We start from the raw sequence: 12,971 nt of genomic DNA, 5'->3' as shown, positions 1-12,971 counted from the left end.
GGCTCAGTCAAGCAGGCTTTCTTCCGTTTGCAAGTATGCAAATTCGAAATTGACTGCCCTGACGCACTGCTGACATCCGCCTATGCTTGTGCATTGCCACCGTCTCTTCATATCAGGGCCTTGCTCTTCCCACCCCTCCCATCCAATGAGGAGTTGAAAGATGTCGCTGACGCTTTACTACCATCCACTGGCGTCGTTCTGTCACAAAGTCCTCATCGCGCTCTACGAAAACGGCATCGAATTCGAGAGAAGAATCATCGATCTCGGTGACCCTGCCGACAGCGCCGAACTTCAGGCATTGTGGCCAATCGGAAAGTTCCCAGTAATTTTTGACTCTGTTCATCAGCTGAATCTGCCGGAGTCCAGCATCATCATCGAGTACCTGGATAGACGATTTCCAGGCACGCGCAATCTGGTTCCAGACGATTGGGAGACTGCGCTGGAAGTCCGATTATGGGATCGCTTTTTCGACCATTATGTACAAGTGCCGATGCAACAGATTGTCAGCGATCGGCTACAGGCGACCAACGGTGATTTGACCAAAGAGCGATCCATGCTGAAAACGGCCTACGGCATGCTTGAACGCCGGATGGCATCCAGGATCTGGGTGGCCAGCCCGGCGTTCAGCATGGCCGATTGCGCCGCTGCCCCGGCACTTTTCTATGCCAGGACGCTCGTGCCATTTCCCGATGACTACGGCCACTTGCGTGCCTATTTCGAAAGGTTGGTACAGAGACCATCGTTTCAGCGCGTGATCGACGAAGCCCGGCCCTGGTTTTCGTTCTACCCGTTTGCGGAGGCCATCGAGCAACGGTTTCGTGAGGCGCCGGACAATGCATGACCAGCAATTGGTTGTAATGCGATCCGAAGCAACTGCCAAAGCCTGCTTCGGCCTTGTAGCAGCTGGCGAAGCCTGCGTTCGGCTGCGAAGCAGTCGCAAAATCAGGCATTGCGGTCCATCAGGCACACTGTGCACTCAGGGTTTACGACTGCTACGCAGCCGAACGCAGGCTTCGCCAGCTGCTACAAGAAGTGGGTTGCGGTCGAAATGACTTAACTGACTATGCGAAATCAAAAACGCGGTTTGATCGTCTTCCATTCCGGCTTGTAACGCTGCATCTGTTTCACGTCATCGCGCTGACGAATGCCGCAGCTCAGGTATTGATCATGCAGCTTGCCCAGTTGATCGTGATCTAGCTCAAGACCCAACCCAGGCGCACGGGTGATTTTCACGCAGCCATCGACGATGGATAGCTTGCCGCCCTTGATCACCTCTTCGTCCGGTTCCTGCCAGGGGTAATGAGTGTCGCAGGCGTAATCGAGATTGGGCACTGAAGCGGCGACATGTGCCATGGCCATCAGGCTGATGCCCAGGTGCGAATTGGAATGCATAGACACGCCAAGGCCGAAGGTGTCGCACATTTTCGCCAACGCCTGGGTGTCCCGCAGACCACCCCAGTAATGATGGTCGGCGAGCACGATCTGCACGCTGTTCAGGGCCACACTGCGGCGAAACTCATCAAAATCCGTGACCACCATATTGGTCGCCAGCGGCAGACCGGTACGTTTATGCAATTCGGCCATGCCGTCGAGGCCCGGTGTCGGGTCTTCGTAATATTGCAGGTCATCACCCAGCAGCTCTGCCATGCGAATCGAAGTTTCCAGCGACCAGTTGCCGTTCGGATCGATGCGCAACGGGTAACCGGGAAAGGCCTTTTTCAGCGCCTTGATGCACGACACTTCGTGCTCCGGCGGCAGTGCCCCAGCCTTGAGTTTGATGCTCTTGAAACCGTAGGCCTCGATCATGCGCCGGGCCTGGGCGACGATCTGCTCTTCGTTCAGCGCCTCGCCCCAGCTATCCGGTTTGTACGGTGAATCGATGTGTTGCGCGTACTTGAAGAACAGATAGGCGCTAAACGGCACTTCATCACGAATCGCCCCGCCCAGCAGGTCCACCAGCGGCACGTTCAGGGAATGCGCCTGTAGATCGAGAAACGCCACTTCGAACGCCGAATACGCGTTGCTTACCGCTTTGCTGGCGTGAGAGCCAGGCGCCAATTCTGCACCGGCGATGCTCTGGGTTTTGTTTGCCGCCACGGTGGCCTGCACGATGGCGCGTAACTGGTTGAGGTTGAACGGGTCGAGACCGATCAGCTGACGTTGCAATTGCTGTTGAATCGCCAGCGCCGGGGCGTCGCCGTAGCTTTCGCCCAGGCCGATGTAGCCATTGTCGCTCTCGATCTCGATGATCGAGCGCAGCGCGAAGGGTTCGTGAATACCGCTGGCATTGAGCAGCGGCGGATCACGAAAGGCGATGGGGGTGACGGTAACGCGTTTGATTTTCAAGAGGCAGCTCCCTTTGGCTCGGTATTCAAGGCTTGATGACTGACAGAATTTTTTGCGGCTGCGGCGTCGACCGGTTTACCGGTGAGCGAGCTGTGCGTGTCGCCACGCGGTGCAGTACGGGCAAAAAAGATCACCACGGCCGCGACCAGCGAAGTCGCCGCCAGGCCGTACAAACCGCCTTCGATGGAGCCGGTGGTCTGCTCCAGGAAACCGAACGCGGTCGGCGCCACGAAACCGCCGAGATTGCCGATGGAGTTGATCAAAGCCAGCACTGCCGCAGCGATACGCGCATCCAGATAGCCCTGGGGAATTGGCCAGAACAAAGCCGAAGCCGCCTTGAATCCAATGGCCGCAAAACAGATGGCGACGAAGGCAAAGATCGGCCCGCCGGTGGTTGACATGAACATGCCGAACGCGGCAATCACCAATGTCACGGCCACCCAGGCCTGTTGGTATTTCCATTTACTGGCCATGGCAGCGAAGCCATACATCGCCAGAATGGAGATGATCCACGGGATCGAGTTGAACAGGCCGACCTGGAAGTCGCCGAGGTTGCCCATCTTCTTGATCATGCTGGGCAGCCAGAACGTGGCGCCATAAATCGTCAGGGCGATGGAAAAATAGATAAAGCAGAACAGGGCGATCTGCCGATCGGCGAGCAATTTGAACATCGAAGGTTTAACTGCCTGCACGGCTTCTCGAGCCTGCTGTTCCAGGGCAATGGCGCTTACCAGTGCATCCTTTTCTTCAGCGCTCAGCCAATTCGCCTGACGTGGATGGGATTGCAGCCAGAACCAGACAAACCCACAGAGCACGATAGAAGCAAAGCCTTCAATCAGGAACATCCACTGCCAGCCATGCAGGCTGAGACCGCCGACGTGCAGCAGCGCGCCGGATACCGGCCCGGAAATCACCGAGGCAATGGCTGAACCGCTGAGGAAGATTGCCATGGCCTTGCCCCGCTCGGTCGACGGTAGCCATTGGGTGAAGTAATAGATGATGCCGGGGAAAAAACCCGCTTCGGCGGCGCCGAGAATGAAGCGCAGTACATAAAAGCTGGTTTCGCCGCGCACGAAGGCCATGGCCATCGCCGCCGCGCCCCAGGTGAACATAATGCGCGTCAGCCAGGCACGGGCACCGTAGCGTTGCAGCAGCATATTGGAAGGCACTTCGAAGATGGCATAACCGATGAAAAACAGCCCGGCACCCAAGCCATAGGCCGCGGCGCCAATGCCCAGGTCGGTTTCCAGGTGGCTGCGCACGAAGCCGATGTTGACCCGGTCGATGTAGTTGACGATGAACATCACCACGAACAGCGGCAGTACGTGACGCTTGACCTTGGTCGCTGCTCGGGCGAGGACGGTCGGGTCCGGCGGACTCTTATGGGTATTCAAGGGGCGACTCCCGTTCATTGTTTTTTTAAGGGAGAACCGATCATGGACGTGCCTATTGATCCCGTCTAATCTAACTTGGCACTCGATTGATACCTGGATTAGATCAATGTTCGAACTGACGCAACTGCGCTGTTTCACCACCGTGGCCACCGAACTGAACTTCCGCCGGGCTGCCGAACGGTTGAACATGACCCAACCACCTTTGAGTCGCCAGATTCAACTGTTGGAACATCACCTGGGCGTCGAGTTGTTCACCCGCAGCACGCGCAGCGTCGCCTTGACCGCCGCCGGCCGCGCCTTTTTTATCGAGGCACAGAACCTGCTGGAGCGCGCTCAGCAAGCCGCCGTAACCGCTCGGCGCTTCGCCGAAGGGGACATCGGTACGGTCAATATCAGCTTCGTCGGTAGCGCGGTTTACGAGTTCCTGCCCAAGGTCATCGCGGAAGCGCGGCTCAAACAGCCTCAAGTCAAAATCGATCTGTCGGAGATGAACACCTACCAGCAACACGAAGCCCTTCGCGCCCGCCGTATCGATCTGGGCATCGTTCGCGCACCGTTGCTTGAGCCAGGCTATGCCACCGAATGCCTGGTGCGTGAACCTTTCGTATTGGCCGTCCCCCACAACCATCGGCTGGCCAGCGCCAACACCGTGTCCGTCAAAGATCTGGACGCTCAACCCTTCCTGATGTACTCCCATGCGGCGTACCCGCCGTTCAACGAACTGCTGACCGGCATGCTCCGCTCGGCCCGCGTCGCCCCGGAATATGTGCAGTGGCTCGGCTCGTCCCTGACTATCCTGGCCCTGGTCAACGCCGGAATGGGCCTGGCCCTGGTACCTCGCTGCGCCACCAGTGTTGTGTTCAAGAACGTGGTGTTTCGCGATATCGATCTGGGCGAAGGCGTACAGAGTGAACTGCATTTGATCTGGCGTGAGAACAACGACAACCCGGCGTTTGCGATGTTGCTGGAGGGCATTCGTAAGGCTGTGAGGGATGGCTGGGGGTTGTGAGGAACCCCGGAGCTGCCGCAGTTACCCGGCGATCGTCGCGATGACACTTTCATTTCATGATCGCTGCTCTTGTATGATGCCCCGCTTTCAAGCGTGAGCCGCAGGCTAAGACTCGCCAAACCCGGGCCCGCAGTCGTCGAGGATTTTTCATGAATAGGCTTTACCGGACCTCCCGCCAGGGAGTGGCCGCCCCGCGGTTCGCGCTCAATCCCCTGAACCTGGGCTTGGGCCTGCTGCTGTCCAGCGCCGTGCCTTCGACCTGGGCCGCCGCGACCGAACTGCCGGCGGTGACCGTCACCGGCGAAGATACTTCCGGTTATCAGGCCGACAGCGCTTCGGTCGGTGGTTTCGAGGCGGCGCCATTGCTCGATACGCCGGCCTCGATTTCGGTGGTCAACGAGGCGATGATCAAGGATCAGCAGGCCCGTCTGCTCAGCGAAGTACTGCGCAACGACGCCTCGGTGGGTGAAAGCTACGCGCCGGTCGGCTACTACGAAAACTTCGTCGTGCGTGGCTTCTCCCTCAACTCCGCCAGCAGCTACAAGATCAACGGCCGCACCATCACTGGCGAGCAGAATGTCGGGCTGGAGAACAAACAGCAGGTGGAGTTGCTCAAGGGCCTTTCCGGTTTGCAAAGCGGTGTCAGCGAGCCCGGCGGATTGGTCAACTACGTGACCAAACGGCCTGGCGACGTGCGTTCGGTCACCGTCTCTACCGACGATCGCGGCAGTGGTTACCTGGCGACCGACGTCGGTGGCTGGTTCGGCAGCGAGCAGCAGTTCGGCCTGCGCGCCAACCTGGCCCACGAAGACCTGCATTCCTACGTCGAACACACCAATGGCCAGCGCGACTTCGCCTCGCTGGCCTTCGACTGGAACATCAGCCCCAATGCGCTGCTGCAGCTGGACGCCGAGTACCAGACCAAAGAGCAGCGCTCGGCACCGGGTTATCAATTGCTCGGCGGTTCCAGCCTGCCGCACCACGCCTCGCCAAAGAAACTGTTGGCCCACCAGAGCGGTTCGAACCCGGTCACCACCGATGCGCTGAACCTCAACGGTAATTTCGAATACCGCTTCAGCGACCAGTGGAAAGGCAACCTCAGCGCCTCGCGCAGCCGGGTGGTGATCGATGACTACAGCTCGTTCGCCTGGGGCTGCTACGGCTCCGCCAGTTGCGCCGGCGCGGCGGTGCCGAACTACTTCAGCCCGGAGGGCGACTACGACATTTACGATTTCCGCAGCCCCGACGATACCCGCCGCAACGATGAAGTGCAGGCAGCCCTCAGCGGCCACTTCGAAACCGGTGGCCTGGGCCACGAACTCAGCGTCGGGACTAGCGCGTTCCGCCGCGTGGTGGACAAACGCGATGCCATCAATCAAATGATCGGCAGCGCCAACATCAACAGCGAACCGGCGGATTTTGCCCCTTACGATGGCCCGCTCAACGATTCCTACCGGCGCCTGGACAGCCGCCAGTACGGCCTGTTCTTCAATGACCGGATCAGCTTCAATGAGCAATGGCAGGCGGTGCTGGGCGGGCGCGAAGTGCGCCTGGATGAAGAGACCTTCGACAGCCAGGGCGAGACTACCCGGCACACCCAACGCTATAAGTTCCTGCCCCAGGCCGCGCTGATCTACAAGCCGGTGCAAAACCTGTCGCTGTACACCCGCTATAGCAAGGGCCTGTCCCTGGGTGGCGAAGCAGCGTGGTTTACCACCAATGCCTATGAAATCCTCGCGCCCACCGTATCGCGACAAATCGAGGCAGGGATCAAATACGACTGGCAGCGCATCAGTCTGGCCGCGGCGCTGTTCCAGATTCGCCAGGCCTACCAGTACTCGCGACCGAATGACGACGGTACGTTCACGTTCACCCAACAGGGCGAACAGAAGAACACCGGGCTGGAGCTCTCGGCCAATGGCTGGGCCAGCCAGCGCCTGCAGATCGCCGCCAGTGTCGCGGCGATCCGCGCGCGGGTCACCGACAGCGGCACGCCAGCTTATGAAGGTCACCAGGCAATCAACGTTCCGACCCTGCGCGCCAACCTCTACGGCGACTATGCCCTGCCCTGGTTCGATGGCCTGGCGCTGCTCGGCTCAGTGCAGTACAGCGCCAGCAAGTACGCCAACCGCCAGGGTGAAGTGCAGACTGGTGCCTATGCCATCTTCAACATCGGCAGCCGCTACAGCACTCGCATCGACGGATACGACACCGTTTTTCGCCTGACCGTGGACAACCTGTTCGACAAACGCTACTGGCGCGACGCCGGTGAATACATGGGCGATGGCTACCTGTTCCAGGGCGCCCCACTGACCGCCCGGCTGAGCGCCTCGATCAACTTTTAGCGTCGGGCCAACTCATGCCGGATGCATTGCTCGTAATACGTTTGCTTGATAGCAGCAGGCTTGAGACGTGAGGCACTGTTATAGGTTTGTTCGGTAATCCCCATGGCCGTCATGCGCATCCACGGCCGGGGGAATTTTCGCGTTTGCAGTTTCTTGCGTGCCCCGTAAAGCGTGAAACCGGAAAGCTTCGCCGCTTGCGCGTCTGCGGCTATGTCCGAGCCCCAGCTGCAGACGAAACGACTGTTCTTGCTCAGGTCCTTTGCCTGAGCCTCAAGCGAGAGCATCAGGGCAAACGTCACAGCCATCCATACCAAAGTCCGCATATCGCCAATGCCTAACCTTCTGAAAAGAAAGCAAGTTTGACAACGAAACAGAAATCGGTGGGCCAGCAGTTCGCCTCATTCTCATCTGTTTTTTGGTCTCGATTGGCATAGCAGAATCACCTTGGCGGTGTCCGAAACTTTTTTGAGCTTTAACTGAGCCTTGCAGTCTCTAGTTTGAGGGCGTCGTGGTTATCGACAGGTCATTTGCGGCGAGCGCGGTCAGCCGGTGGAGGCTATCGATGTCAGATCTTGAGCATGTCATTCAGCCCTTTGATGCCAGGTTGGTGATGATCGGCTCTGGCTGTATCGGAAAAGGCGTACTCCCGCTACTGTTGCGCCATCTTGAACTTGAACCGCAGCGACTGTTGATCCTCAGCCCCGATGACGATGGACGCTTGCTCGCGCAGGAATTTGGCGTTGCCCACCAAGCCGAGCAACTGGATCAGAACAATTACGAGGCGGTGCTCGACCCTCTTTTGAGCGCTGGCGATTTCCTGCTCAACCTCTCGGTGGGGGTTTCGAGCCTGTCGCTGATTCAGTTCGCCCAGCGTAAAGGCGTGCTGTATCTGGACACCTGTATCGAGCCGTGGGAAGGCGGTTATACCGACCCCGACAAATCCCTGTCCGAAAGATCCAACTATGCATTGAGGGAGGCGGCTCTTCAGCTTCGCAGGGAAAGTGCACAAGGTTTGTCCACCGCTGTCTTGACTCACGGGGCCAATCCGGGGCTGGTGTCCCACCTGATCAAGCAGGCACTGGTCAACCTCGCTGAGGATTTGGGTGACACAACGCCCCAGCCCACTACTCGCGAAGAATGGGCGCAGCTGGCCAGCCGACTGAATATCCGCTGCATCCACATTGCCGAACGCGATTCGCAGTTTTCATCGCAACACAAAATCGCCGATGAGTTCGTCAATACCTGGTCCGTGGACGGCTTCATCAGTGAAGGCAGCCAGCCGGCGGAATTGGGTTGGGGCAGCCATGAGAAAGCGCTGCCCGAGGATGGCTATTACCACGCCTTCGGGTGCCAGGCCGGTATCTATCTGCAACGTCCCGGTGCCTCCACGCCGGTTCGAACCTGGACCCCCTCGACGGGGCCAACCCATGGGCTGCTCGTGACCCACAACGAAGCCCTGTCGATTGCCGACTACCTGACCCTTGGCCAGGGAAGGCAGCCGACTTACCGGCCGACCGTCCATTACGCGTATCGGCCCTGTGACGATGCCTTGCTCTCGGTGCATGAACTCGCCGAGCGCAACTGGAAACCCCAGAGCGGCCAGCGCCTGCTCGATGACGAAATCCTCGACGGCAGTGACGAACTCGGCGTGCTGCTGATGGGGCATGCCAGAAACAGTTATTGGTATGGCTCGCGCTTATCGATCCAGCAAGCCCGGACACTCTGCCCCCATAACAGCGCCACCAGCCTGCAAGTGACGGCGGGAGTGCTGGCCGGCGTGATCTGGGCTATTCGCAATCCGCAACGCGGTATTGTCGAACCGGATGAATTGCCCTTCAGGGAGATTTTGCAGATCTGCATGCCTTACCTTGGCAAGGTAGAAGGCATTTATTCCGACTGGACGCCGCTTACCGGACGTCACTCACTGATGCCCGAGCAGACCGATGAATCCGATCCGTGGCAATTCGTGAACGTCAGGATCACTTGAAAGCCTGACGTGGTTTGCTCCACGCCAGGCAACGGCTCAAATACCGGAACCGTTCTGAAATGAGTCGCCCGAACCGGACTCTCGTTGCCAGGCCCGGTGCAGAAGATCGATGACCTCTTCGTCCGATGTCTGCGAAAAATCCGTGTACCAATGCCCGATCGAGATCATCCAGTCGGGGATGAGCGGGCAAATCAGCTCGTCCACTTCATCGCGCAGCGCCTCTGCCGTCTCAACCGGTGCCACCGGCACGGCAACGACGATGCGCGATGGCGCTTGCAGGCGCGCGGCCTGTATCGCGGCCATCATCGTGGCGCCTGTCGCCAGGCCGTCATCAATCAGAATCACCACTTGATCCTTGAGCGCAACAGGTGCACGTGATGCCCGGTATAGCTGCTCGCGACGCAACAACTCCTGCGTTTCCTTTGCAACCACGGCATCGAGCGTGCGTTGATCAATACCGTTAGCCCGCAGCGCATCTTCGTTGACGATTTGTATGCCGCCACTGGCAATTGCGCCCATGGCGAACTCCTGGTGGGTCGGTACTCCCAACTTGCGCACCAGCATCAGGTCCAGGCGAACCTCCAGGGCCGTGGCGACTTCATAGGCCACCGGAACGCCGCCACGGGGTAAGGCGAGAACGATGACATCGGCTCTTTTAGCGTATTTGAGCAACGGCTCCACCAGGCCTCGGCCGGCATCCACCCGGTCATGCAAGATGGTTTGCAATGAAGGACTAGTCATTTGAAAACCTCCTTGGGGCGGGAGCCCCAAAAACGGGCGTTCGTTTGACGGCGGCCATCATTCCGATCAGGGCGCCCGCCCCTAGACCGCCAGAATGCTGCAAGGCACCTGATACAGAATATGTTCGGTGGTGCTGCCAAGCAGCCGCTCCAGACCACGGTATTGAGCTCTGCCCATCACTACCACATCCACTTGATGCACGTGGGCGAACTCACTCAGCACTGAGACCGGTTGCCCCATAATGAAATGCCGACACTCAGGGGGGACACCGAATCGGGCGGCCAGCTTGAGAAATGACGCTTCCAGGTCGTTGCGCAACTCCCTGGTCAGCTCCGAGAGCGTCAGACCGCCGCCCAGATCCGCCAGAAAAGCCGCCGAAATGTCACAGGCGTACAGCAGATGCAACTCGGCATTGCACTGCAGCGCAAGGCCCGACGCCTGCAAGATGATCCGGTCATTGAGTTCACTGTTCGAAGGCTCGGTGTCTGACACGTCAACCGCGGCCACCACCTTCTGCGGCAAGGCATGGCATTCACCCCCCACCAGATAAACCGGGACCGGACAATGGCGCAACAAACGCCAATCCAGCGGCGTGAAGAACGCGCGCTTGAGCACGGGTTCATGCTGCACTTGCTTGATCAACAGATCGGGTTGCATTTGCGTGACATGCTCAAGAATGTCCTGACGCATGTTGTCGGCCCATGCAACGTCGGTTGTCACCTCAATCCCCCGGCCTCGCATCTTTTCCGCTTGTTCATCGAGCCAGTCGCGGTGCTCCTGCAGGTAGGTCGCCCGAGCCATTTTGCGGTCGCCTTCTTCGAGCAGCGACAGAATGTCCAACGAGGGAATCAGGCCGGCGATGTGCAAGCTCGCCCCGCTGGCCTTGGCCAGGGCAGCGCCATGGTTTATCGCAGGAGAATGGCGCAGCAGCGGGTTGATGATCAGTAATAACCGTTGATACTGGCTCATGGGCAGACTCCAGACAGGTTGATTCTCGACGCCGGCTCGAGAATCCAGCATCAGGCCCAGATTCGTCCCTTAAAGCCTCTTAAGCGTTGATTTATATCAACTCCCTTGAATGAGGCATTTGAAAGGGCCACTTGAGAAGAATAGTTCACAACGCTGCTGTGCATCCCATAGCAGACTCATACGCGATGGCCGTTCGCCTGAAAATCGGCAATCTGCTGCCACATCGCGATCGGGTTGGAATACATGGGGAAATGCCCGCACTGCGCGATCGGCGCCAACCGCACGCCTTGGGCCTGGATATGCGGCAGATAGGACAATGAAGCGTTCTGCTCGCCGTACATGAACATGCGCGGGCATGGCAGGCCGAGGAACTTGTTCATCAAGTCGGCGTTGTCGGAAAGATCGACCATCGACTCGAAGATCCCGCGTACCGCTCCGGCACGAACCTTGTGCCGCAAGCTTGCGGAATAAAGCGCACTGGCATGAGCCGGGGCGTGTCGGGCGCGTTCGATGAAGGCGGCGAAAAACACCTCGGGATCGTCCGTCGGGTAATCGACGATCTGCCGGCTGAGGAAGCAGTCCTCCGGGGCGATGTTGCCCTCGATGTCGACGAAGCTGAGTACCCGGTCCGGGCATTGATGAGCCAGCATCAGTGCGGTCAGTCCGCCCATGGAATGGCCGACCAGATGAAAGCGTTCGATACCGAAATGCTCCAGCATCTGCAAGGCGGTCTTCAGCAGAAAAGGGATGGAAATCCGCGAAAGGTCGCCGCACTGGCTTTCGCCGCAACCCGGTGCGTCATAAGCGACGAAAGGATGACCGGCGAAGGCGGCCTGCTGCACGACGTCGGCGTAGTCTTCCTTGGTCGAGCCAAACCCATGCAGGAACACAATCGGCGCCAGGACACCGTCGCGGTGAAGGGTGGCGATGTTCAGCCGGACGCCCTCCACCGTCAGAGGGATGTGCGCTTGAGTGAAGGTTTCAGGTTTGGACACGTGATGGATTCCTTGAGCGAAAAGGGTGACCGCCGGGCTGCATAGCGGTCCCGGAAATCTGACAAACATTGCCTGTTTTTTGTGAGTGGTGCGCACTCAAGCGGGAGCAAGCTCCCTCGCCACAGCAGGCCGTCAATTTCGCGGGGATCGGTCCTTCTGTAAATTCCTCATTCGGGAATACCGTCATAGGTCAAACCTATCAAACACGCTTGGTGAGCCGAGCAACCACCTCCTCCACCAGCGGATTGAGCCGATCGGCGTTCCAGGCCACCGCTGTCGTCACCACATTGAGCGGCTGGCTCAGTGGTCGCAACACCACATTATCGGGGGCCAGTTTTTTCAGCGACGCCGGCACCAGGGCGATGCCCTGTCCACAACTGACGAAAGCGATTTGCGACGCGACGGAGCGCACTTCATGCAGCACGCGCGGGGAAAATCCACTGGCGCGGCAGGTTGCGATCAGATTGTCGAAGTACACCGGGCTGACCTTTCGGGAAAACATCACCAAGGGCTCGGTGGCCAGGCTCGACAGGCTGATGCGCTTGCGCGAAGCCAATGGGTGATCGCTGGGCAAAGCCACGACCAGGCGATCCTCGGTCAGTGGCAGTGACTTGATCGAGGCGCCCAGGTCGCCGTCCAGACGGGCGAAGGCCAGGTCGATGTCCCCGGCTTCCAGCGCAGGCACGGCTTCGACGCTGTCGATCTCCCGCACGGACACGGTGAGGTGCGGGTAATCGACCTTCAGCTGCTCGATCAACCCGGGCAACACATCGAACATCGCCGTGGAAATCGCGCCGACAGTCAACATCCCCGACTGCCCCGCCACCGCCTCTTCCACGGCCAGTTCCAGGCGCTCCAGTTGCTCGGCGAACTTGCGCACCGCCGGCAGGATCGCGGCGCCTACCGGGGTCAGTTTCGCTCCCCGCCGCGAGCGGTCGAACAGCTTGACCTTGAGCGCCTGCTCCAGCACCTGAATCTGCTCGCTTAACGGTGGCTGGGACATTCCCAAGCGTTTGGCGGCGCGGCCGAAATTCTGTTCTTCGGCAACGGCCAGGAACAACCAGAGGTGACGAATCAAGCGGAAATTGATCATGGTTAATCCATAGGTTTAACGTATGTAACGCTTCTGTGATTAGTAATATACCTATCAAATAGTCTCGCCGACACTGGGCGCCTCCGTCACCA

General features: G+C 59.0%; 11 protein-coding genes. 4 read left to right on the top strand and 7 right to left on the bottom strand.

Features of this window, described 5'->3' with window-relative positions:
- Positions 1–160 precede the first annotated feature (160 nt).
- Complete coding sequence (locus IB250_RS14410; RefSeq protein ID WP_192344581.1) at positions 161–841, top strand: glutathione S-transferase family protein; 681 nt, start codon at positions 161–163, stop codon at positions 839–841.
- A gap of 230 nt (positions 842–1,071) precedes the next feature.
- Here IB250_RS14410 and IB250_RS14405 read toward each other — a convergent pair whose 3' ends face one another.
- Both IB250_RS14405 and IB250_RS14400 read right to left on the bottom strand, forming a co-directional pair.
- Positions 1,072–2,346, bottom strand: a complete 1,275-nt coding sequence (locus tag IB250_RS14405; protein ID WP_192344580.1) for a glucarate dehydratase family protein — start codon at positions 2,344–2,346, stop codon at positions 1,072–1,074.
- Positions 2,343–3,740 (bottom strand): MFS transporter, encoded by a 1,398-nt coding sequence (locus IB250_RS14400; protein WP_192344579.1) that lies wholly within the window; start codon positions 3,738–3,740, stop codon positions 2,343–2,345. The genes IB250_RS14405 and IB250_RS14400 overlap by 4 nt, the downstream gene beginning before the upstream one ends.
- 106 nt (positions 3,741–3,846) lie before the next feature.
- Between IB250_RS14400 and IB250_RS14395 the strand changes: the two genes are divergently transcribed.
- Positions 3,847–4,749 carry a LysR substrate-binding domain-containing protein gene (locus IB250_RS14395; protein WP_063343779.1) on the top strand — a complete coding sequence of 301 codons (903 nt, stop codon included), beginning with the start codon at positions 3,847–3,849 and terminating at the stop codon, positions 4,747–4,749.
- A 149-nt stretch (positions 4,750–4,898) separates the two neighbouring features.
- Positions 4,899–7,094 carry a TonB-dependent siderophore receptor gene (locus tag IB250_RS14390; RefSeq protein WP_192344578.1) on the top strand — a complete coding sequence of 732 codons (2,196 nt, stop codon included), beginning with the start codon at positions 4,899–4,901 and terminating at the stop codon, positions 7,092–7,094.
- On the opposite strand, the gene IB250_RS14385 is transcribed toward IB250_RS14390, so the two are convergent.
- Positions 7,091–7,417 (bottom strand): hypothetical protein, encoded by a 327-nt coding sequence (locus IB250_RS14385; protein WP_192344577.1) that lies wholly within the window; start codon positions 7,415–7,417, stop codon positions 7,091–7,093. The genes IB250_RS14390 and IB250_RS14385 overlap by 4 nt on opposite strands.
- A 239-nt stretch (positions 7,418–7,656) precedes the next feature.
- On the opposite strand from IB250_RS14385, the gene IB250_RS14380 reads away from it, so the two are divergent.
- Complete coding sequence (locus IB250_RS14380; protein WP_192344576.1) at positions 7,657–9,081, top strand: homospermidine synthase; 1,425 nt, start codon at positions 7,657–7,659, stop codon at positions 9,079–9,081.
- A gap of 36 nt (positions 9,082–9,117) precedes the next feature.
- Here IB250_RS14380 and IB250_RS14375 read toward each other — a convergent pair whose 3' ends face one another.
- The 4 genes from IB250_RS14375 to IB250_RS14360 all read right to left on the bottom strand — a co-directional run bounded on the left by IB250_RS14375 (position 9,118) and on the right by IB250_RS14360 (position 12,879).
- Complete coding sequence (locus IB250_RS14375; RefSeq protein WP_192344575.1) at positions 9,118–9,822, bottom strand: phosphoribosyltransferase; 705 nt, start codon at positions 9,820–9,822, stop codon at positions 9,118–9,120.
- 81 nt (positions 9,823–9,903) lie between these two features.
- Positions 9,904–10,791 carry a universal stress protein gene (locus tag IB250_RS14370; protein WP_192344574.1) on the bottom strand — a complete coding sequence of 296 codons (888 nt, stop codon included), beginning with the start codon at positions 10,789–10,791 and terminating at the stop codon, positions 9,904–9,906.
- A 176-nt stretch (positions 10,792–10,967) separates the two neighbouring features.
- Positions 10,968–11,786, bottom strand: coding sequence for an alpha/beta fold hydrolase (locus IB250_RS14365; protein ID WP_192344573.1), 819 nt, complete (start codon positions 11,784–11,786; stop codon positions 10,968–10,970).
- A gap of 199 nt (positions 11,787–11,985) precedes the next feature.
- Positions 11,986–12,879 carry a LysR family transcriptional regulator gene (locus IB250_RS14360; protein ID WP_192344572.1) on the bottom strand — a complete coding sequence of 298 codons (894 nt, stop codon included), beginning with the start codon at positions 12,877–12,879 and terminating at the stop codon, positions 11,986–11,988.
- Positions 12,880–12,971: the final 92 nt, after the last annotated feature.

Source organism: Pseudomonas sp. PDM09, assembly GCF_014852305.1.
Classification (GTDB): Bacteria; Pseudomonadota; Gammaproteobacteria; order Pseudomonadales; family Pseudomonadaceae; genus Aquipseudomonas.
This window is presented reverse-complemented; position numbering and strand designations above follow the sequence as displayed.